Here is a 20,995-nt window from a genome sequence, read left to right as displayed (position 1 = left end):
AAGGAAATTATGGCTAAATTATTAGTAAAACAAGTTCGAAGCAAAATCAACTGTCCTCTTTCTCAAAAGAGAGGTTTGGAAGCTTTAGGCCTACGTAAAATGGGACAAGTTGTAGAGCATGATTCAAATCCTGCTATCCTTGGGATGATAAATAAAGTTAAACACTTAGTTTCTGTTGAAGAAGCTAAATAACAAATACTGTTATGAATTTAAGTAACTTACAACCTGCTGAGGGTTCTACACACAATCAAAATAAAAGATTAGGTAGAGGTGAAGGTTCTGGTAAAGGTGGTACTTCTGCAAGAGGTCACAAAGGAGCAAAATCTCGTTCTGGTTATTCTAAAAAGATTGGTTTTGAAGGTGGACAAATGCCACTTCAAAGACGTGTGCCTAAGTTTGGTTTCACTAACATCAATCGTAAAGAATACGAAGGTGTTAATCTTGATACTCTTCAATTATTGGTTGATAATGGAGTAATTACAGATACTGTTGATATGACAGTTTATGTAGCTAATCGTCTTGCTACTAAAAATGAAATCGTTAAGATTTTAGGTAGAGGAGAATTGAAAGCAAAATTAAAAGTAACTGCTCACAAATTTACTGCTACTGCAAAAGCTGCTATTGAAGCTGCTGGTGGAGAAGCTGTAATCATGTAATTCGACACGTAAGATGAAGAAATTTATTGAATCAATAAGTAATGTTTGGAAAATTGAAGAGCTAAAAAATAGAATCCTAATTACTTTAGGTCTACTTTTAGTTTATCGTTTTGGTGCTCATGTTACGTTACCGGGAATTGACGCAACTCAATTAACTGGTTTAGCGGGACAAACCAAAAACGGTTTAGGTTCTATTCTAGACATGTTTACCGGAGGTGCATTTTCTAAAGCGTCAGTTTTTGCTTTAGGGATTATGCCTTATATTTCTGCATCTATTGTTGTGCAACTTATGGGAATTGCGATTCCTTATTTGCAAAAACTACAAAGTGATGGAGAGAGTGGTAGAAAAAAAATCAATCAAATTACCCGTTGGTTAACTATTGTTATCACTTTGGTACAAGGTCCAACTTATATCTACAATCTTTACAGAACTTTACCTAGTTCAGCTTTCATTTTGGGATTTAATTCTTTTGAATTTTTATTTTCATCAGTTGTTATTTTAGTTACAGGGACAATTTTTGCCATGTGGTTAGGAGAAAAAATTACTGATAAAGGTATTGGAAACGGTATTTCCCTTTTGATTATGGTTGGTATCTTAGCTAGGTTGCCACAAGCTTTTATTCAAGAATTTACAACTAGAGTTACTAATAATAATGGAGGACCAATGTTATTGGTTGTTGAAATCATTATTTGGTTGCTTGTAATTATTTCTTGTGTATTACTTGTAATGGCAGTTAGAAAAATTCCAGTACAGTATGCTCGTCGTACAACATCTGGAGATTTCGAACAAGATATGATGGGTGGTAACAGACAATGGATTCCATTAAAGCTTAATGCATCTGGTGTAATGCCAATTATATTTGCACAAGCAATTATGTTTATTCCTGCTGCTGTTGCTGGTTTGTCTAAGTCAGATGCTTCTCAATCTGTTGTTGGTGCTTTTAGTAATATGTTCGGTTTTTGGTATAATTTCTTATTTGCAACATTAATTGTTGTATTTACTTTCTTTTATACTGCAATTACAGTTCCTACTAATAAGATGTCTGATGATTTAAAGAGAAGCGGAGGTTTTATACCAGGTATTAGACCAGGTGTTGAAACTTCAGATTATCTTGACAAAGTGATGTCTTTAATAACTTTTCCAGGATCTTTATTTCTTGCTTTGATAGCTGTGTTCCCAGCCATTGTTGTAAGTCTTATGGATGTTCAACAATCTTGGGCTATGTTTTTTGGAGGGACTTCATTGATAATTATGGTTGGAGTTGCAATAGATACGATTCAACAAATTAATTCATACTTGTTGAATAAGCATTATGATGGTTTGATGAAAAGTGGTAAAAATAGAAAAGCGGTAGCTTAATTTATGGCAAAACAATCAGCAATAGAACAAGACGGATCAATCATCGAAGCGTTATCAAATGCGATGTTCCGTGTAGAGTTAGAAAATGGACATATCGTAATTGCTCATATTTCTGGAAAAATGCGAATGCATTATATCAAATTATTACCTGGTGATAAAGTGAAACTAGAAATGAGTCCTTATGATTTGTCAAAAGCAAGAATTACTTATAGATATTAAAGGATATTCACTATGAAAGTTAGAGCATCAGTAAAAAAGAGAAGTCCCGAGTGCAAAATTGTGCGTAGAAAAGGGAGATTGTACGTAATAAACAAAAAGAATCCTAGATTTAAACAAAGACAAGGATAATTATGGCAAGAATAGCAGGGGTAGATATCCCAAAAAATAAGAGAGGTGTTATAGCACTTACCTATATCTTCGGATTAGGAAGAAGTAGAGCAATTGAGATTTTAGAAAAAGCTCAAGTTAGCCAAGATAAAAAAGTTCAAGATTGGAATGATGACGAGATCGGAGCAATTCGTGAAGCTGTTGGAACATTCAAAATTGAAGGAGAATTACGTTCTGAAGTTTCTTTGAACATCAAACGTTTAATGGATATTGGATGTTATAGAGGTATTCGTCACAGATCTGGTCTTCCATTAAGAGGACAAAGAACTAAAAACAACTCTAGAACAAGAAAAGGTAAAAGAAAAACTGTTGCGAACAAGAAAAAAGCAACTAAATAATAAGTAATATGGCTAAAGCAACTGCAAAAAAACGTAAAGTTATCGTTGAATCAACGGGAGAGGCTCATATTTCTGCTACCTTCAATAACATCATCATCTCTTTGACTAATAAAAAAGGTGAAGTTATTTCTTGGTCATCAGCTGGTAAAATGGGTTTTAGAGGTTCTAAAAAGAATACTCCATACGCGGCTCAAATGGCAGCAGAAGATTGTAGTAAAGTAGCTCTTGAGGCTGGATTGAAAAAAGTTAAAGTTTATGTTAAAGGACCAGGAAACGGACGTGAGTCTGCTATTCGTTCTTTGCATAATGGTGGAATTGAAGTTACAGAAATTATTGATGTTACTCCAATGCCTCATAACGGATGTCGTCCTCCAAAAAGACGTAGAGTATAATACTCAAACAAATTATAGTATAATAAAGGTAGAATAACGATTATCGAAGGATAAGACCTGAATTCATAATCTCTACCTTAAATTTTTTTAAAATGGCAAGATATACTGGTCCAAGTACAAGAATCGCACGTAAATTCGGCGAAGCAATTTTCGGAGATGATAAAGCTTTCGAAAAAAGAAATTACCCTCCTGGACAACACGGGATGGCAAAAAAAAGAGGAAAAAAATCTGAGTACGCTGTTCAGTTAATGGAAAAGCAAAAAGCTAAATATTCTTATGGAATTTTAGAAAAACAATTCAGAAATTTATTCGAAAAAGCATCAGCTACTAAAGGTGTTACTGGTGAAGTTTTATTACAATTATGTGAAGCTAGATTAGATAACGTTGTTTTTAGAATGGGTATTGCTCCTTCTAGAAGAGGTGCTCGTCAAATCGTTTCTCATAGACACGTTACTGTAAACGGTGAAGTGGTTAATATTCCTTCTTACCACCTTAAGCCTGGTGATAAAGTTGCTGTTCGTGAAAAATCTAAATCATTAGAGGCTATCGAACGTTCTTTATCAAATTCAAGTCATGTTTATGAATGGATTACTTGGAATCAAGATCTTAAAGAAGGAACTTTTGTTTCTGTACCTGCAAGACTTCAAATTCCAGAAAACATTAAAGAACAATTAATCGTAGAGTTGTACAACAAATAATAATTGACTTAGTCGAAATTTATGGCAATATTTAATTTTCAGAAGCCCGATAAAGTTATCATGATCGATTCAACCGATTTTGAAGGTAAATTTGAATTTAGACCTTTAGAACCTGGTTATGGATTGACTGTTGGTAATGCACTTAGAAGAGTTTTGCTTTCAGCATTAGAAGGTTATGCAATTACATCTGTTCGCATTGAAGGTGTAGATCATGAGTTTTCTACTATTTCAGGAGTTGTTGAAGATGTTACCGAAATTATCCTTAATCTTAAACAAGTGCGTTTCAAACGTCAAATTGAAGATATCGATAATGAATCAGTTACTATTTCTGTTTCTGGTAAAGATCAATTAACAGCTGGTGATTTTCAAAAATTTATTTCAGGTTTCCAAGTTTTGAATCCAGAACTTGTTATCTGTAATTTAGATAGTAAAATTAAACTGAATTTCGATTTAACTATCGAAAAAGGTAGAGGATATGTTCCTGCTGAAGAGAACAAAAAACAAAATGCTGCAATAGGAACTATATTTACTGACTCAATTTTTACTCCGGTAAAGAATGTTAAGTATGCAATTGAAAACTTCCGTGTAGAGCAAAAAACAGATTATGAAAAATTAGTTTTTGAAATAAAAACTGATGGCTCAATCAATCCTAAAGATGCTCTTACTGAGGCTGCAAAAGTTTTAATTCACCATTTCATGTTGTTTTCTGATGAAAGAATTACACTTGAGGCTGACGAAATTGCACAAACAGAATCATATGATGAAGAATCATTACACATGAGACAATTGCTTAAAACTAAGCTTGTTGATATGGATCTTTCTGTTAGAGCATTAAATTGTTTGAAAGCGGCTGAAGTTGATACACTTGGTGATTTAGTATCGTTCAATAAAAATGACCTAATGAAATTCCGTAATTTCGGTAAAAAATCTTTAACTGAGCTAGATGAACTAGTTGCAATTAAAAATTTGACTTTCGGAATGGATTTAGCAAAATACAAACTAGATAAAGAATAATCTAATCCTGATTAATCAGGGTTAAATTTCATAAAGCAATGAGACACGGAAAAAAATTCAATCACTTAAGCAGACAGACTGCACATAGAAGTTCTATGTTGGCTAATATGGCTTGTTCTCTTATAGAGCACAAACGTATTAACACTACTGTTGCTAAAGCTAAAGCGCTTAAACAATTTGTTGAGCCGCTTATAACAAAATCAAAATCAGATACTACTCACAATCGTCGTATCGTTTTTGCTTACTTACGTAGTAAATATGCAGTAACTGACTTGTTCAGAGATGTTGCAGCTAAAGTAGGTGACCGTCCAGGTGGATACACTCGTATCATTAAAGTTGGAAATCGTTTAGGAGATAATGCTGATATGGCAATGATCGAATTAGTAGATTTCAATGAACTTTACAATGGAGGTAAAAAAGAAGTTAAAAAAGCGAAAAGCCGTCGTGGTGGAAAAGCTAAAAAAGCAGACGAAGCTACTGAAGCTCCAGCTGCTGAAGCAGAACCTACAACTGACGCAGCTGAATAATTATGAAAATAATAATTCAATAATAATCAAGGATAAGCTATTTATAGTTTATCCTTTTTTTTTGAAAAATAAATAAGCATTTTTTGTCAAACCTTAAAAAATTACACACATTGTATTGCAGTTTGATTTATATAGGGTATTCTTTTTTAAAACATTTTATTGTCATTTTGTTAGTCTTTAGCTTACTGTTTTAAATTGATTGAATTATTCCTAAAAAAGATTGCGTTCACTGTTTTAAAAATTTAAATTTGCACAATATTAAATTACATATGAAATATACAACACGAAAAAGCGCTATTCTTTTATTAAGTGACGGAACTATTTTTCACGGTAAATCAATTGGGATTACTGGAAAAACATTTGGTGAGGTTTGTTTTAATACTGGTATGACTGGATATCAAGAGATTTTTACAGATCCTTCTTATTTTGGTCAATTAATGGTTGCTACAAATGCTCATATTGGAAATTATGGGGTAAATGACAAGGAAGTTGAATCTAGTAGTATAAAAATTGCTGGATTGATTTGTAAAAATTTTAGTTTCAATTATTCTAGAGTTGATTCATCAGGTAGCCTAGAAGATTATTTTGCTAAAGAAAATTTGATTTGCATTTCTGATGTTGATACACGTGCGTTGGTAAGTTACATACGTGATAATGGTGCTATGAATGCAGTTATTTGTACTGATGATACGCCTATCGAAGAATTAAAAGCATTATTGGCTGATGTTCCAGATATGAAAGGATTGGAATTAGCTTCTAAGGTGTCTACGCTGGAGCCATATTTCTATGGGGATGAAAATGCAACGTATAAAATTGCTGCTTTAGATTTGGGTATTAAAGAGAATATTCTTCGAAACTTAGCTAAAAGAGATTGTTATATTAAAGTTTATCCTTATAACGCTTCGTATTCTGAATTAGCGTCTTTTAATCCAGATGGTTTTTTCTTGTCTAATGGTCCTGGTGATCCAGATCCTTTAGATAGTGCAATACAAGTTGCTAAAGAGATTCTTCAGAATAATAAACCTTTGTTTGGTATTTGTTTAGGACATCAGGTTATTGCTTTGGCAAATGGAGTTTCTACTTATAAAATGTTTAATGGTCATAGAGGTATTAATCACCCAGTGAAAAATATCATTACAGGTAGAGGGGAGATTACTTCTCAAAATCATGGTTTTGCTGTGAATAAGGAAGAATTGGATAAACATCCAGATTTAGAAATCACACATTTGCATTTGAATGACGGAACAGTTGCAGGTATGCGTATGAAAAATAAGAATTGTTTTTCTGTACAATATCACCCTGAAGCAAGTCCAGGACCACACGATTCTTCTTATCTTTTTGATCAGTTTATAGAAAATATCAAATCAGTATAAGACTAAAACGTTATCGTTAATAAATAAAATTATATTAACGTTTGAATAATAAAGACTAACGAATTTTTTTACTTAGTTTTGAATAAAATACAAATTAATAACATAAAAAATAAGAATAATGAGTATTATTGTTAAAATCCACGCAAGACAAATTTTTGATTCAAGAGGAAATCCTACAGTAGAAGTAGATGTAGTAACAGAAAACGGAGTTTTAGGAAGAGCTGCTGTGCCATCAGGAGCATCAACTGGTAAATTTGAAGCTGTTGAGTTACGTGACGGAGGGAAATCTTTCTTAGGAAAAGGTGTTTTAAAAGCGGTTGAAAATGTAAATACTAAAATTGCTGAAGAATTAATTGGATATTCAGTTTTTGAACAAAACTTGATTGACCAAGCAATGATTGACTTGGATGGTACGCCAAACAAAGCAAACTTGGGAGCAAATGCTATTCTTGGAGTTTCTCTTGCTGTTGCAAAAGCAGCTGCTAATGAACTAGGATTGCCTTTATATAGATATGTAGGTGGTGTTTCTGCAAATACTTTGCCAGTTCCTATGATGAACATCATCAATGGAGGTTCGCACTCTGATGCGCCTATCGCATTTCAAGAATTTATGATTTTTCCAGTAAAAGCAACTTCTTTTACACATGCTATGCAAATGGGAACTGAGATTTTTCACAATCTTAAAAAAGTATTACACGATAGAGGTTTAAGTACAGCTGTTGGTGACGAAGGAGGATTTGCTCCTAACTTAGCTGGAGGTACTGAAGATGCTCTAGATACTATCAAATTGGCTGTTGAAAAAGCTGGCTATACTTTTGGAGACGAAATTATGGTTGCTTTAGATTGTGCTGCTTCAGAATTTTATGTTGATGGAAAATATGATTATTCTAAATTTGAAGGACCAACTGGAAAAATTAGAACTTCTGCTGAACAAGTTGATTATTTAGCTGAATTAGCTGCTAAATATCCAATTATCTCTATTGAAGATGGAATGGATGAAAATGACTGGGATGGATGGAAATTATTAACAGAGAAAATTGGAACTAAAACACAATTAGTTGGTGATGATTTATTTGTTACTAACGTAGAGCGTTTGTCAACTGGAATTGAAAAAGGAATTGCTAATTCAATTTTGATTAAAGTAAACCAAATCGGAACTTTAACAGAGACTATTGCAGCTGTAAATATGGCTAAAAATGCAGGATATACTTCAGTAATGTCTCACCGTTCAGGAGAAACAGAAGATAATACAATTGCAGATTTAGCAGTAGCTTTAAACTGTGGTCAAATTAAAACTGGTTCTGCTTCACGTTCTGATCGTATGGCAAAATACAATCAATTATTAAGAATTGAAGAGGAATTAGGGAATTCTGCATATTTTCCAGGAAAAAATGCTTTTAAAATAAAGTAATTATAATGGATTTATAGTAATTGAGCCATTCATCTATGATGAATGGCTTTTTTATTGAATTTTTAACAAATTCATTACGTAATAAGTTTTTAAATTACTTAGAAATTACTTAGATTTGGTAAATTATAAATTAAATTTTATTTCATAAAAAATATGTCAAAAATAGCAATATTAGAAATTGACGGTAATAAATTTGAGCTCCCAATTATCGTAGGAAGTGAAAATGAGGCTGCCGTTGATATTAGTAAATTACGTGATATGTCTGGTGTAATTACACTTGATCCAGGGTATAAAAATTCAGGTGCTTGTAAAAGTGAAATTACCTTTTTGGATGGTGAACTAGGTATCTTACGTTATAGAGGATACTCAATCGAAGATCTAGCCGAAAAATCTCATTTTTTAGAAGTTTCATATTTAATAATTTTTGGAGAATTACCTTCTGCTGAAAAATTGCAACAATTTGAAAATGACATTAGAAAACATACTTTGGTAAGTGAGGAAATGAAGATTATCTTAGATGGTTTTCCAAGAACAGCTCATCCAATGGGAGTTTTGTCTACCTTGACTAGTGCTTTAACAGCTTTTAATCCTAAATCTGTTGATGCTAGTAATGAAAAAGACATGTATGATGCTATTTGTAAAACTATTGCTAAATTCTTAGTTATTGCTACTTGGACTTATAGAAAAAGTATGGGATTTCCATTGAATTATTATGATAATACAATAGGATATGTTGAAAACTTCATGAGTTTGATGTTTAAATTGCCTACTGAGCCGTATATTGCTGATCCAGTTATTACGGATGCTTTAGATAAATTATTTATTCTTCATGCAGATCATGAACAAAACTGTTCAACTTCTACAGTTAGGATGGTAGGTTCTTCACATGCAGGACTTTTTGCATCTTTATCAGCTGGAGTTTCTGCTTTATGGGGACCTTTACATGGAGGGGCAAATCAAGCAGTTCTTGAGATGTTAGAGGAAATACATGCTAATGGTGGTGATGCTGATAAGTATTTAGCTAAAGCTAAAGATAAAAATGATCCTTTTAGATTAATGGGATTTGGTCATAGAGTTTATAAAAACTTTGATCCTAGAGCAAAAATTATCAAGAAAGCTGCAGATGATGTTCTTTCAACTTTAGGAGTGAATGATCCTATTCTTGAAATTGCTAAAAAATTAGAAAAATCTGCTTTGGAAGATGAATATTTCAAATCAAGAAATTTATATCCGAATGTTGATTTTTATTCTGGTATTATTTATAGAGCTTTAGGGATTCCAACTGATATGTTTACTGTATTGTTTGCAATTGGAAGATTACCAGGTTGGATTGCTCAATGGAAAGAAATGAGAGAAAATAAAGAACCGATTGGAAGACCAAGACAGATTTATACAGGATATCCTTTAAGAGAATTTGTTAAAGCGTAATTTATTAAAATAGATCATCAAAGCTTCACTTTCTAGTGAAGCTTTTTTTTTATCTTTGACAAAATTTATAACAATGATAGAGTTAAATGTTAAGAATGAAACTTCAAGGTTAAGGACGGTAGTGTTGGGGTTGGCAGTGAATAATGGGCCTACACCAAAAGTTGAAGAAGCATATGATCCTAAATCTTTGGAACATATCTTGGCGAATACCTATCCGATTGAAGCTGATATGGTTGTTGAAACCGAAGCGTTTAATTCTGTTTTTGAAAAATATGGAGTGACAGTTTTACGCCCAAAAATGATTGAAAATTACAATCAAATATTTACAAGAGATATTGGTTTTGTAATCGATGATATTTTTATAAAATCTAATATTTTACCAGATCGCGAAAGAGAGTTAGATGCGATACAATATGTAATCGATGAAATAAATCCAATAAAAGTTGTTTGTCCACCAGAAGAAGTTCATATTGAAGGAGGGGATGTGATGCTTTGGGGTAACTATGTATTTGTTGGGACATATAAAGGAAGCGATTATGCGAGTTATATTACCGCAAGGACTAATATGCATGGAGTTAACTTCATAAAAAAGCTGTTCCCCAATAAAATAGTCAAAGAATTTGATTTGATAAAATCTAAAATTGAAGCGCGTGATAATGCATTGCATTTGGATTGTTGCTTTCAACCTGTTGGGAAAGACAAAGGGATTATTTATAAAAGAGGATTTAGAGAAGAATCGGATTATCTGTTTTTGGTAAATCTTTTTGGTAAAGAAAACCTGTTTCATATAACAAGAGATGAGATGTATAGTATGAATTCTAATGTGTTTTCGATAGATGTCAATGTAGTTGTTTCTGAAAAAAAATTTACTAGATTGAATAATTGGCTAAGAACCAATGGATTTGTGGTTGAAGAAATTCCATATGCTGAAATTTCCAAACAAGAAGGATTGTTAAGATGTTCTACTTTGCCATTAATAAGAGATTAATATTTTATTTTAATTTTTATTGTTTAATTTTAAGCAATAGATTTCGAAAAATAAAACAACATAAATATGACACAAACAACAAACTCCATTTTGATGATTCGGCCAGTTGCATTTCGTATGAATGAACAAACGGCGGTGAATAATTACTATCAAAAAGTTTTAGATGGTCTTTTGCCAGCAACAGTTAATGCAAAAGCACAACAGGAATTTGATGTTTTTGTTGATAAGCTTCGTGCGGTTGGCGTAGATGTTACGGTAGTAGATGATAAAGAAAATTCAGATACGCCAGATAGTATTTTTCCAAATAATTGGATTTCTTTTCATGAGAACGGAGATGTCGCATTATATCCTATGTTCGCTGAGAATCGTCGTCTAGAAAGGCGAGAAGATATTCTTGATATTTTGGAAGAAGAAGGGTTTGTAATAGATAATATTATGGATTATACTTCTGCTGAAGAAGATGGTTTTTTCTTAGAAGGAACAGGAAGTATAGTTTTGGATAGGGAAAATGGAAAAGCCTATTGTGCTCTTTCTCCAAGAGCAGATGAAGAATTGTTTATTGAATTTTGTGAAGATTTTGAATTTACACCAGTAATTTTCGAAGCTTTTCAAACTGTTAATAAAGAGCGAAAATTGATTTATCATACCAATGTTATGATGTGTATTGGGGATACATTTGCAGTTATTTGTGCAGATTGTATTGACGATAAAAAAGAACGAAAAATGGTTCTTGATAGTCTTAAAGGGGATGAAAAAGAAGTGATTCTGATTACCGAAGAGCAGTTGAATAATTTTGCGGGTAACATGCTTGAAGTAAAAGGCGCAGATGACAGAAGGTATTTAGTAATGAGTACTTCTGCATATCAAAGTTTAACTAAAAAGCAAATTGCTCAAATAGAAGAGCATGTAACTATTCTAAGTTCAAGTTTAGATACTGTCGAGGCTTGTGGTGGTGGAAGTGCCCGCTGTATGATGGCTGAGATTTTTTTGCCAAAAGAATAAATCTTTAAATTGTAATAAAAAATCCAAATCTTAAATATTGTTATTTAAGATTTGGATTTTTTTTTGGAGTTACATCAAATTGCTTTTGATAATATTGATTGCAGCACCAACTATATATTGAATTCCGATAGCAACAACAATAAACCCAATAATTCTAGATATTGCGACAATACCTGATGCTCCGAGTATTTTTGCTAAATAATGAGCACTTCTTAAAATAATAAAAATTGAAATTGCAATGGCTAATATTGCTAAAGAGGCAATTATAAGTTCGTTAGTTGCATGATGTTCTTGGTAAAACGCAATTAATAATGAAATAGAGCCTGGTCCAGCAAGCATAGGGATTGCCAATGGAGTTAGAGCGATATCATTTCGTTTTTGAGCATCGGTTTCTATCTTTTTATTAATACCACGCTTTTTGTTGAATTTTCCAGAAAGTAAAGAAAACCCAGAACTTACGATAATTAAACCTCCGGCAATTCTAAGGGAATCGATACTAATTCCAAAAAAACTCAAAACATATTTTCCTATAAAAAATGAAATTATAAGAATTAGAAATACATTTATAGAAGTCCATAATGAAATTCTTGAACATTCTTGTTTGGAGTCACCATGTGTTAAGCCTACAAAGATAGGAACAGTTCCAATAGGATTTAACACAGAAAACAAAGCGACAAATAAGTAAATAAATAAATCCATCTAGTTTTTGTTTGTAAAATTACGATTTTCTCTATAATTAAGTTGAAATGAGGATTAGATTATTGTTTATTTCAGTGAAAATTAAAATTTAATGAAAAAAGTTGAATAATAAGTGTTTTGGTTGAATTGTTAAATATTTTAGATTTCTAATAGAGAATGTGGGTTTAAAATAACTATTTAGTTAGTGCTTACCGCTTTTTGCTTACTTTTGCATCTCATAAAGATTTAAAATGATAAAAAATAAAAAGACCTTAATAATTGGAGCTACATTAAAGCCAGAGAAAGCAGCTTTCAAAGCAATTGAAATGCTTGTAGGTAAAGGACATTCTGTGCTAGCATTGGGACAAAATACGGGAGAAGTAGCAGGTGTTAAAATAAATACCAAAGCAATTCCTGTAAAAAACATTGATACCATTTCACTTTATATAAATGCTACGCGTCAAAGGGATTATTATAATTATATCGTAGACGCCAAGCCAAAACGTGTTTTGTTTAATCCTGGGACTGAGAATCCAGAATTTTATCAGCTATTGGAATTAAATAATATAAAATTTGAAGCCGCTTGTACATTAGTTTTATTGACATTAAATAAATATTGATTTTTTGGAAATAATTTGCATTGGCTCATACTAAAAAATGAAAGTTGTTTGTTTAAAGTTAAATATTGTCTTTAAAATAGCTTTAATTTTCTAAATGACAGTTTGTCAAATTGCTTACTTTTGTGCCCATGGAATTTTCTTCAAAATTAATAGAAAAAGCAGTTAATGAAATGGCTCAATTACCAGGAATTGGTAAAAGAACTGCTTTGCGTTTGGTTTTGCATATTTTAAAGCAACCCAAAGAACAAGCAACTTTTTTAGCTCAGGCATTAGTCAACATGCGGGAAGAAATTAAGTATTGTAATAGTTGTCATAATATATCTGATAGAGAGATTTGTGAAATTTGTAGCAATTCAAATAGAAATCATCAAATTATATGTGTAGTTGAGGATATTCGAGATGTAATGGCTATCGAAAACACAGGGCAATTTAGAGGGATTTATCATGTATTAGGGGGGAAAATTTCTCCAATAGATGGAGTAGGGCCTAGTCAGCTTACAATTAATACTTTAGTAGAGAAAGCCAAGTTGGGTCAAGTCACAGAGATTATTTTTGCTTTGAGTTCTACTATGGAAGGTGATACTACCAATTTTTATATCTACAAACAAATAGCTAATTTACCTATTATAGTTTCAACAATTGCAAGGGGAATAGCCGTTGGAGATGAATTAGAATATGCTGATGAAGTTACTCTAGGAAGAAGTATATTACAGAGAGTTCCTTTTGAAAAATCATTAAAAACCAATTAAGCTGTCTATTAAGTTTCATGCTTTTTAAATAGTAATCTAAAAACTAAATTTGTTATTAAATAAATACAAATGAACAAACATTTACTATACATATACGTAGGTATCATTGTCTTATTCTCGTCCTGCATTTCTGTAAAAGATTTAGTTTATCTTCAGAAAAAAGAAAATTCTGAAAAAGAAAATCCGATAACAATGGTTGAATCAAAACCATATCGGTTGCAAACACATGATGTTTTAAGTATTACTATTAAAGCACCAGATCCCAAACTCGTTGCTATTTTTAATCCAACAGCTGATGGCGCTGCAGCGGATCAGTCAGAATCTGCTTTGTACTTTAATGGTTTTACAATAGATGATCATGGGAATATTAGAATTCCTGTTTTAGGAGAAATGAATGTAATAGGATTTACTCTTGATGAAGTGCGTGTTAATATTGAAAAGAAATTATTAGCGGATTATTTTAAAGACAATGCAAGTATTTTTGTAACAGTAAAATTAGCTGGTTTTCGATATACAATAAATGGTGAAGTAGGTAGTACTGGTACAAAAACTTTGTTTCAAGAAAAAGTAAATATAATGGAAGCCATTGCTAATGCAGGAGATATAACTATTACAGGAGATAGAAAATCGGTAACGATTATCAGGCAAACACCAAATGGTACAGAAATGAAAGATATTGATTTAACTAATGTTAAAGTAATGAATTCACCCTATTACTTCTTACAGCCGAATGATTATATATATGTAAAGCCACTCAAACAAAAAACATGGGGAACGGGTACTACAGGAATACAATCTTTAGCGACTATTATTACTTTGTTGTCTTTATTTACAACTACTTATTTGTTACTTAAAACATTATAAATAATATGTTAGATATTAAAGATTTTGCAGTTTTTGAAAATGGTCCAAGTTTTGACTTTAAGGGATTTTTACTTAAAATAGTAAGTTATTGGATATGGTTTTTAATATCTATATGTATTGCCTTAACGATTGCGTATCAGGTTAATATACGTAAAGAAAAAATATATACTATCGATACTTTAATTTCGGTAAAAGAAGAAACTAATCCACTTTTTACCTCGAGTACTAATTTGGTTTTTAATTGGGGAGGAGCTTCAGATCAAATGCAAACTATTTCGACCACATTGCAGTCTCGCTCTCACAATGAATTAGTGGTAGATAAATTACAATTTTATATTGATTATTTAGTTCAAGGTGAATATAATCTTGAAGATGCTTATGGAGCTGTACCGTTTTATGTAGATATCGATAAAAAGCAAGGGCAATTAGTTGGGAGTCTTATTAAAATTAAATTTTTAAGTGAAAATGTGTACGAAATAAGTACTCCTTTTATAGGTTCTTCTGTTTCATTATTTCATTACTCGGATAATAGTTATAGTAATACTTCAGTTGCTCAGGGAGAATTTGTCAAAAGATATAAAGTTGGTGAACAAGTGTCATTACCTTTTTTGAATTTGAAATTACAAATAAAAGATAACCCAGGTTTATACAAAGGGAATGAATACTTTATTCGATTTAATGACTTTAATGGAACTGTTTCGGGTTATAGAGGGGTAAATGTTAAAACAGATGATAAAGGAAGTTCTATAATTACTTTATCAATGCAAGGTACCAATAAAGCTAGAATGGTTGAGTATCTGAATGCAACTGTAAAAATGTTGATAAAAAGGCAATTAGATAGTAAAAATCAGTTTGCAACGAATACTGTTAATTTTATTGACAGCACGCTTGTGGCAATGGAGTCTGAATTGAAAAAAACGGGCGATGAACTAAAATCTTTTAGAAAAGATAAAAATATCTATGAGATTGAAGGAGAAGGAGGGTCTAAATTTTCGGATAAAATTCTTGATATTGATGCTGAAAAGGATGCTATAAATAGAAAAATAACCTATTATAATTCGTTAAAAGCGTATTTAAAAAATAGTGTAGATTATTCGAAATTACCAGCTCCTTCGGTAGCAGGAATTGAAGATCCTAATATAGTTGTCAATGTGTCTAAATTAATTGCCCTTTCTACCCAAAGATCGGAAATGGCGTATGCTGTAAAAAGCGAAAAAATATTTAGAGATTTTGATAATCAAATGGAAGCTGTTAAGAATGTTTTGTTAGAAAATATAGTTTCAGCAAAATCTTCTTTACAATATGATTTGGCAATTGCTGAAAGTAAAATCAATGAAGCAGAGAGTAAGATTAAACGACTTCCGGATGAACAGCAAGAATTAATTAAAATTAAAAGAAAATACGATTTAAATGATAATATCTATAACACTTTTTTACAAAAACGAAGTGAAGCAGATATTGTAAAAGCTGCAAATTTATCGGATATACATTTTATAGATCCAGCAAAAGATATTGGTGGAGGACCTGTTGGACCTAAAACAGGGGTAAATTATATTTTAGCTTTATTTTTAGGGGTTTTGTTACCATTGCTAGTTATTACAGTTATTTTCTTTCTTAATAATACCATTCATAATCCTGAGGACATTAGGAAGTTAACATCTATTCCTATAATTGGTACGGTTGGAGTTAATCATGATGCAACAGAATTGGCAGTTTTTGATAAACCAAAATCAGCATTGTCCGAATCTTTTAGAGCTATTCGATCTTCCCTTCAATTTTTATACAAGAAGAGTAATGTAGAAGGTGCAAAAACCCTTATGATAACGTCTTCAGTGAGTGGAGAAGGAAAAACGTTTTGTTCTATTAATATTGCGACAGTATTTGCTTTAAGCGAAAAACGAACAGTCATTGTTGGTATGGACTTAAGAAAACCAAAATTATTCGATGAATTTAATTTAACCAATACGGTAGGTGTTGTAAATTATTTAATCAAAGATAAAAAATTGGAAGAGGTTGTAAATCACACTTCAATTCCTCATTTAGATGTAATATTAGCTGGTCCAATACCTCCTAATCCGTCAGAATTGATTTTGAGTGATGTAATGAAAGAATTAATAGACGAGCTCAAAACCAAGTATGATTATATAATATTAGATACACCGCCAGTAGGATTAGTAGCTGATTCTCTTGAATTGGTGCAGTATAGTGATGTCATTTTATATATAGTGAGGCAAAATTTCACTAAAAAGGAGATGATAACATTATTGAATAACAGAATCGGTAGAGAAGAGCTTAAGAATACGAGTATCATTTTGAATAGCTTTGAAAATAAAGCTAAATACGGAGGAGGATATGGTTACGGTTATGGTTATGGAGAAGGAAATTATTCAAATGGTTATCATGAAGTTGAAAAGAAAAAAAGTTTTATAGAAAAAATTGTAATTAAAAAGAAATCATAGTATCCTAACTTAAACCTAATATTGAAATGACTGGAAATACTAGAAAAACAATTCTAATTACGGGAGGAGCTGGATTTATTGGTTCCAATCTTTGTGAGTATTTTTTATCCAAAAAGTATAAGGTGGTTTGTCTGGATAATTTTGCAACAGGTCATCGTCACAATTTAAAAGATTTTTTGGACAATGATAATTTTACTTTAATCGAAGGAGACATACGTGATTTAGAAACTTGTAAGTTAGCAGTACAAGGAGTTGATTATGTATTGCATCAAGCAGCATTAGGTTCTGTGCCAAGATCTATAAACGATCCAATTACGACTAATGATGTTAATGTTTCTGGTTTTTTGAATATGTTAGTTGCTGCTAGAGATGCTAATGTAAAGCGTTTTGTTTATGCGGCAAGTTCTTCTACTTACGGAGATTCTGAAGGATTGCCAAAAGTTGAAGAAATAATTGGGAAGCCACTTTCTCCTTATGCTATTACAAAATATGTAAATGAGTTGTATGCTGAAATTTTTAGTAGAACTTATGGATTGGAAACTATCGGATTGCGCTATTTTAATGTATTCGGACGCAAACAAGATCCTAACGGGGCTTATGCTGCAGTAATTCCTAAATTTGTAATACAATTGATGAAACATGAAAGCCCAAAAATAAATGGAGATGGAAATTATTCAAGAGATTTCACCTATATCGATAATGTAATTCAGATGAATGAATTGGCGATGACGACTGAAAATCCTGAGGCTATAAATACGGTTTACAATACCGCTTATGGTGATCGCAATACATTGAATGATTTAATTGGTTACTTGAAAACATTTTTAGCGGAGTATGATCCGGAGATTACTAAAATAGAAATTGAATACGGTCCTAACCGAGCAGGAGATATTCCTCATTCTTTAGCAAGTATTGATAAAGGCAAAACAGTTTTAGGGTATAATCCTCAGTTTTCCTTACAAGGAGGTTTGAAAGAAGCAGTGAGTTGGTATTGGGAGAATCTTAAAAAATAAAGACTAGAAATAAAGATTAACTATATGAAAATTACAAAAATTTGTTGCATTGGAGCAGGATATGTTGGTGGTCCAACGATGGCTGTTATTGCACAAAAATGTCCTCACATTCAAGTGACAGTTGTGGATTTGAATGCAGAAAGAATTGCCGCATGGAATGATGAAAATACAGATAATATTCCAATTTATGAACCAGGTTTAGATGCTATTGTTGCCGAAGCAAGAGGAAGAAATTTATTTTTTTCTACTGATGTTGATAAGGCAATAGACGAAGCTCAAGTTGTTTTTATATCGGTAAATACGCCAACTAAAACTTATGGTAAGGGAAAAGGTATGGCAGCCGATTTGAAATATATTGAATTGTGTGCGAGACAAATTGCACAAGTTGCTAAAGATAATAAGATTGTAGTTGAAAAATCAACTTTGCCAGTGCGCACTGCAGAAGCTATCAAAAGTATTCTTGATACAACTGGAAATGGCGTTCAGTTTCAAATTCTGTCAAATCCTGAGTTTTTAGCTGAAGGTACCGCTGTTGAAGATTTGTTGAATCCAGATAGAATATTAATTGGAGGTGACACTTCGGTTGAAGGAGAAAAAGCAATTCAAGCTTTGGTTGATGTGTATTCGAATTGGGTAGATCCAGAGAAAATATTGACTACAAATGTTTGGTCATCAGAGTTGTCGAAATTGACTGCTAATGCTTTTTTAGCTCAGAGAATTTCCTCTATCAATGCGATGTCTGAGTTATGTGAAAAAACAGGAGCAGATGTTAATGAAGTAGCTAAAGCCATTGGGATGGATAGTAGAATCGGTTCTAAATTCTTAAAAGCATCAGTTGGATTTGGAGGTTCTTGTTTCCAAAAAGATATCTTGAATTTGGTTTATATTGCAAAATCGTATGGATTGAATGAAGTGGCTGATTATTGGGAACAAGTAATTATTATAAATGATCATCAAAAACGTCGTTTTTCAAATAATATAGTGCAAACACTTTATAATACTGTTGCTGATAAAAAAATTACCTTTCTGGGTTGGGCATTTAAGAAAGATACCAATGATACCAGAGAATCGGCAGCCATATATGTGGCTAATGATTTGATTAATGAGCAAGCCAAAATTGTGGTTTACGACCCAAAGGTTTCAAGAAAGAAAATACTAGCAGATTTAGATTATTTAGAAAGTAGAAATGCTGAAGCTAATGATGCTGGCATTATTACTTTAGATGATCCATATTTATCTTGTGAAAAAGCACATGCTATAGCAGTACTTACTGAGTGGGATGAATTTGTAGAATATGATTGGCAAAGAATTTATGATAGTATGCAAAAACCAGCTTTTGTTTTTGATGGAAGAAATATATTGGATAAAGAAAAATTGGAAAAAATTGGTTTTGTATATAAAGCTATCGGCTCATAATGCTTTAATATGTAATAAAAAGAAAGTTAAAATAGCGTTGCATTAGAATCACAAAAAGAACAGTTATTGTTGCTTTTTTTAGAAATAAATAAAAAGATTTTTACTGACTATTAGTAGCTTATACTTTTAGTTTGTGAAAATCTTTTTTTTGGATTTAGAGGTGTTTTTTTTGATGAAATAGCTTATATATTTTATGTATCTTTGTCCGCTGAATTTAAGGGGGTATTGTGTTTTATTTTTAATAATATAATTCCTTTTTATAATTGAAATTTATAACCAACAATAGTTAAAAACTTGAATAAAGACATAAAAATTGCAGTAATAGGTTTAGGGTATGTTGGTTTGCCTTTGGCTCGATTGTTTGCTACTCAATTTTCTGTTGTAGGATTTGACATCAATCGATCAAGAGTTGAAGCATTACAATCGGGTATAGATAGTACACTTGAAATAGATTTCGAAACTTTACAAAAGGTATTAGTTCAAAAGAGTAGCGATAAAAAAGGATTATATTGTTCTTCAGTAATAAAAGACATCGCTGATTGTAATTATTTTATTGTTACAGTACCTACACCTGTTGATAAAAATAACCGCCCTGACTTAACTCCATTATATAAGTCCAGTGAAACAGTTGGTTCTGTTTTAAAAAAAGGGGATATTGTTATTTATGAATCTACAGTATATCCAGGAGTTACTGAAGAAGAATGTGTGCCTGTTTTAGAAAAAATTTCGGGCTTAAAATTTAATGTCGATTTTTTTGCGGGATATTCTCCAGAGAGAATTAATCCAGGAGACAAAGAACATACTGTTGATAAAATATTAAAAATCACTTCTGGATCTACTCCCGAAATTGGGAAGAAGGTAAATGAATTATATCAATCAGTAATAATTGCGGGTACGCATCTTGCTCCTTCAATAAAAGTAGCTGAAGCGGCAAAGGTAATTGAGAATTCTCAGCGAGATATTAATATTGCTTTTGTCAATGAATTGGCTAAAATTTTCAATCTCTTAGATATAGATACGGCTGATGTGCTTAAAGCAGCGGGAACTAAATGGAATTTTTTACCTTTTAAACCTGGTTTAGTTGGTGGACATTGTATTGGGGTAGACCCGTATTATTTAGCTCAAAAAGCTCAAGAAAAAGGGTATCATCCAGAAATTATATTGGCAGGTCGTCGCTTGAATGATAGTATGGGTGAATATGTGGCTTCCCAAGTAGTCAAATTAATGATTAAACGTGGAGTAACTATTAATGGTGCTAATTTGTTGATGTTGGGTATAACATTTAAAGAAAATTGCCCAGATGTTCGAAATACTAAAATAGTAGATGTGATAAAAGCATTAGAAGATTATGGAATTCAAATCACTGTTTATGATCCATGGGCTAATCCAGCAGAGGTTAAACATGAATATGGCCTTAAAACTGTGAATGAAAAACCTAGCACAGTTTTTGATGCGGTGGTTTTAGGTGTGGCTCATACCGATTTTCAGAGTTTAGATATTCCTTCATTAAGAAAAGCATGTAGTGTGCTATATGATGTTAAAGGAGTTTTGGATGATGGTGTTGACGGTAGACTGTAAAAGGTGCAGAAAAAGTTTTAAAATTTAACTATAAAAGATAAAAT

Annotated in this window: 23 protein-coding genes; 22 read left to right on the top strand and 1 reads right to left on the bottom strand. The window is 32.0% G+C overall.

All coding sequences use genetic code 11. The features are described from left to right. Window positions 1-9 precede the first annotated feature (9 nt). The 15 genes from rpmD to ctlX all read left to right on the top strand — a co-directional run bounded on the left by rpmD (window position 10) and on the right by ctlX (window position 11,574). Complete coding sequence (gene rpmD, locus ACUN3A_RS06235) at window positions 10-192, top strand: 50S ribosomal protein L30 (protein ID WP_017495010.1); 183 nt, start codon at window positions 10-12, stop codon at window positions 190-192. Window positions 193-203: 11 nt separating this feature from the next. Beyond that, window positions 204-656: a 50S ribosomal protein L15 gene (rplO, locus tag ACUN3A_RS06230; RefSeq protein WP_100433332.1), complete on the top strand. Its 453-nt coding sequence runs from the start codon at window positions 204-206 to the stop codon at window positions 654-656. Window positions 657-669: 13 nt separating this feature from the next. Continuing rightward, complete coding sequence (gene secY, locus ACUN3A_RS06225) at window positions 670-2,016, top strand: preprotein translocase subunit SecY (RefSeq protein ID WP_445550464.1); 1,347 nt, start codon at window positions 670-672, stop codon at window positions 2,014-2,016. Window positions 2,017-2,019: 3 nt separating this feature from the next. Beyond that, window positions 2,020-2,235: a translation initiation factor IF-1 gene (gene infA / locus ACUN3A_RS06220; RefSeq protein ID WP_007136545.1), complete on the top strand. Its 216-nt coding sequence runs from the start codon at window positions 2,020-2,022 to the stop codon at window positions 2,233-2,235. Between the two features lie 12 nt (window positions 2,236-2,247). Continuing rightward, window positions 2,248-2,364, top strand: coding sequence for a type B 50S ribosomal protein L36 (ykgO, locus tag ACUN3A_RS06215; protein ID WP_008992256.1), 117 nt, complete (start codon window positions 2,248-2,250; stop codon window positions 2,362-2,364). 2 nt (window positions 2,365-2,366) lie between these two features. Beyond that, complete coding sequence (rpsM, locus tag ACUN3A_RS06210) at window positions 2,367-2,741, top strand: 30S ribosomal protein S13 (protein ID WP_100433334.1); 375 nt, start codon at window positions 2,367-2,369, stop codon at window positions 2,739-2,741. A gap of 8 nt (window positions 2,742-2,749) precedes the next feature. Further along, window positions 2,750-3,133: a 30S ribosomal protein S11 gene (gene rpsK, locus ACUN3A_RS06205; protein ID WP_024981527.1), complete on the top strand. Its 384-nt coding sequence runs from the start codon at window positions 2,750-2,752 to the stop codon at window positions 3,131-3,133. 92 nt (window positions 3,134-3,225) lie between these two features. Next, window positions 3,226-3,831, top strand: a complete 606-nt coding sequence (gene rpsD, locus ACUN3A_RS06200) for a 30S ribosomal protein S4 (protein WP_100433335.1) — start codon at window positions 3,226-3,228, stop codon at window positions 3,829-3,831. 21 nt (window positions 3,832-3,852) lie between these two features. Then, window positions 3,853-4,845, top strand: coding sequence for a DNA-directed RNA polymerase subunit alpha (locus ACUN3A_RS06195; protein WP_035637337.1), 993 nt, complete (start codon window positions 3,853-3,855; stop codon window positions 4,843-4,845). Window positions 4,846-4,883: 38 nt separating this feature from the next. Continuing rightward, window positions 4,884-5,372 carry a 50S ribosomal protein L17 gene (gene rplQ / locus ACUN3A_RS06190; RefSeq protein WP_100433336.1) on the top strand — a complete coding sequence of 163 codons (489 nt, stop codon included), beginning with the start codon at window positions 4,884-4,886 and terminating at the stop codon, window positions 5,370-5,372. 269 nt (window positions 5,373-5,641) lie between these two features. After that, on the top strand, window positions 5,642-6,745 hold the full coding sequence (gene carA / locus ACUN3A_RS06185) for a glutamine-hydrolyzing carbamoyl-phosphate synthase small subunit (protein WP_445550463.1): 1,104 nt from the start codon (window positions 5,642-5,644) through the stop codon (window positions 6,743-6,745). A gap of 118 nt (window positions 6,746-6,863) precedes the next feature. Beyond that, window positions 6,864-8,156, top strand: a complete 1,293-nt coding sequence (gene eno, locus ACUN3A_RS06180) for a phosphopyruvate hydratase (protein WP_445550462.1) — start codon at window positions 6,864-6,866, stop codon at window positions 8,154-8,156. Window positions 8,157-8,309: 153 nt separating this feature from the next. After that, on the top strand, window positions 8,310-9,584 hold the full coding sequence (locus tag ACUN3A_RS06175) for a citrate synthase (RefSeq protein WP_445550461.1): 1,275 nt from the start codon (window positions 8,310-8,312) through the stop codon (window positions 9,582-9,584). Window positions 9,585-9,657: 73 nt separating this feature from the next. Continuing rightward, entirely contained in the window at window positions 9,658-10,572 is a 915-nt protein-coding gene (locus tag ACUN3A_RS06170; protein ID WP_445550460.1) for a dimethylarginine dimethylaminohydrolase family protein, read from the top strand. A 66-nt stretch (window positions 10,573-10,638) separates the two neighbouring features. Then, entirely contained in the window at window positions 10,639-11,574 is a 936-nt protein-coding gene (ctlX, locus tag ACUN3A_RS06165; protein WP_445550459.1) for a citrulline utilization hydrolase CtlX, read from the top strand. Between the two features lie 69 nt (window positions 11,575-11,643). Here the strand turns inward: ctlX and ACUN3A_RS06160 are convergent, their stop codons facing one another. Continuing rightward, a complete protein-coding gene (locus ACUN3A_RS06160) occupies window positions 11,644-12,273 on the bottom strand; it encodes a MarC family protein (RefSeq protein WP_445550458.1) in 630 nt (209 codons plus the stop codon). Between the two features lie 233 nt (window positions 12,274-12,506). Between ACUN3A_RS06160 and ACUN3A_RS06155 the strand changes: the two genes are divergently transcribed. From ACUN3A_RS06155 to ACUN3A_RS06125, 7 genes are all read left to right on the top strand, one after another. After that, window positions 12,507-12,872, top strand: coding sequence for a CoA-binding protein (locus tag ACUN3A_RS06155; protein ID WP_445552814.1), 366 nt, complete (start codon window positions 12,507-12,509; stop codon window positions 12,870-12,872). Between the two features lie 128 nt (window positions 12,873-13,000). After that, a complete protein-coding gene (gene recR, locus ACUN3A_RS06150) occupies window positions 13,001-13,621 on the top strand; it encodes a recombination mediator RecR (protein WP_445550457.1) in 621 nt (206 codons plus the stop codon). A 69-nt stretch (window positions 13,622-13,690) separates the two neighbouring features. Next, complete coding sequence (locus tag ACUN3A_RS06145; protein WP_445550456.1) at window positions 13,691-14,485, top strand: polysaccharide biosynthesis/export family protein; 795 nt, start codon at window positions 13,691-13,693, stop codon at window positions 14,483-14,485. 5 nt (window positions 14,486-14,490) lie between these two features. Then, entirely contained in the window at window positions 14,491-16,944 is a 2,454-nt protein-coding gene (locus ACUN3A_RS06140) for a polysaccharide biosynthesis tyrosine autokinase (protein ID WP_445550455.1), read from the top strand. Between the two features lie 26 nt (window positions 16,945-16,970). After that, the gene (locus ACUN3A_RS06135; RefSeq protein WP_445550454.1) at window positions 16,971-17,957 is read left to right on the top strand and encodes an SDR family oxidoreductase; all 987 of its coding nucleotides are present in this window, start codon (window positions 16,971-16,973) and stop codon (window positions 17,955-17,957) included. Between the two features lie 24 nt (window positions 17,958-17,981). Next, a complete protein-coding gene (locus ACUN3A_RS06130) occupies window positions 17,982-19,373 on the top strand; it encodes a UDP-glucose 6-dehydrogenase (protein WP_445550453.1) in 1,392 nt (463 codons plus the stop codon). A 294-nt stretch (window positions 19,374-19,667) separates the two neighbouring features. Continuing rightward, on the top strand, window positions 19,668-20,951 hold the full coding sequence (locus tag ACUN3A_RS06125; protein ID WP_445550452.1) for a nucleotide sugar dehydrogenase: 1,284 nt from the start codon (window positions 19,668-19,670) through the stop codon (window positions 20,949-20,951). Window positions 20,952-20,995 lie beyond the last annotated feature (44 nt).

The sequence above is a fragment of the Flavobacterium sp. WC2509 genome, assembly GCF_052683105.1.
This window is presented reverse-complemented; position numbering and strand designations above follow the sequence as displayed.

Excerpts from the sequence above, each read along its gene's own strand:
- rpmD (WP_017495010.1), top strand. The coding sequence starts at position 10 with ATGGCTAAATTATTAGTAAAACAAGTTCGAAGCAAAATCAACTGTCCT.
- rplO (WP_100433332.1), top strand. The coding sequence starts at position 204 with ATGAATTTAAGTAACTTACAACCTGCTGAGGGTTCTACACACAATCAA.
- secY (WP_445550464.1), top strand. The coding sequence starts at position 670 with ATGAAGAAATTTATTGAATCAATAAGTAATGTTTGGAAAATTGAAGAG.
- infA (WP_007136545.1), top strand. The coding sequence starts at position 2,020 with ATGGCAAAACAATCAGCAATAGAACAAGACGGATCAATCATCGAAGCG.
- ykgO (WP_008992256.1), top strand. The coding sequence starts at position 2,248 with ATGAAAGTTAGAGCATCAGTAAAAAAGAGAAGTCCCGAGTGCAAAATT.
- rpsM (WP_100433334.1), top strand. The coding sequence starts at position 2,367 with ATGGCAAGAATAGCAGGGGTAGATATCCCAAAAAATAAGAGAGGTGTT.
- rpsK (WP_024981527.1), top strand. The coding sequence starts at position 2,750 with ATGGCTAAAGCAACTGCAAAAAAACGTAAAGTTATCGTTGAATCAACG.
- rpsD (WP_100433335.1), top strand. The coding sequence starts at position 3,226 with ATGGCAAGATATACTGGTCCAAGTACAAGAATCGCACGTAAATTCGGC.
- ACUN3A_RS06195 (WP_035637337.1), top strand. The coding sequence starts at position 3,853 with ATGGCAATATTTAATTTTCAGAAGCCCGATAAAGTTATCATGATCGAT.
- rplQ (WP_100433336.1), top strand. The coding sequence starts at position 4,884 with ATGAGACACGGAAAAAAATTCAATCACTTAAGCAGACAGACTGCACAT.
- carA (WP_445550463.1), top strand. The coding sequence starts at position 5,642 with ATGAAATATACAACACGAAAAAGCGCTATTCTTTTATTAAGTGACGGA.
- eno (WP_445550462.1), top strand. The coding sequence starts at position 6,864 with ATGAGTATTATTGTTAAAATCCACGCAAGACAAATTTTTGATTCAAGA.
- ACUN3A_RS06175 (WP_445550461.1), top strand. The coding sequence starts at position 8,310 with ATGTCAAAAATAGCAATATTAGAAATTGACGGTAATAAATTTGAGCTC.
- ACUN3A_RS06170 (WP_445550460.1), top strand. The coding sequence starts at position 9,658 with ATGATAGAGTTAAATGTTAAGAATGAAACTTCAAGGTTAAGGACGGTA.
- ctlX (WP_445550459.1), top strand. The coding sequence starts at position 10,639 with ATGACACAAACAACAAACTCCATTTTGATGATTCGGCCAGTTGCATTT.
- ACUN3A_RS06160 (WP_445550458.1), bottom strand. The coding sequence starts at position 12,273 with ATGGATTTATTTATTTACTTATTTGTCGCTTTGTTTTCTGTGTTAAAT.
- recR (WP_445550457.1), top strand. The coding sequence starts at position 13,001 with ATGGAATTTTCTTCAAAATTAATAGAAAAAGCAGTTAATGAAATGGCT.
- ACUN3A_RS06145 (WP_445550456.1), top strand. The coding sequence starts at position 13,691 with ATGAACAAACATTTACTATACATATACGTAGGTATCATTGTCTTATTC.
- ACUN3A_RS06140 (WP_445550455.1), top strand. The coding sequence starts at position 14,491 with ATGTTAGATATTAAAGATTTTGCAGTTTTTGAAAATGGTCCAAGTTTT.
- ACUN3A_RS06135 (WP_445550454.1), top strand. The coding sequence starts at position 16,971 with ATGACTGGAAATACTAGAAAAACAATTCTAATTACGGGAGGAGCTGGA.
- ACUN3A_RS06130 (WP_445550453.1), top strand. The coding sequence starts at position 17,982 with ATGAAAATTACAAAAATTTGTTGCATTGGAGCAGGATATGTTGGTGGT.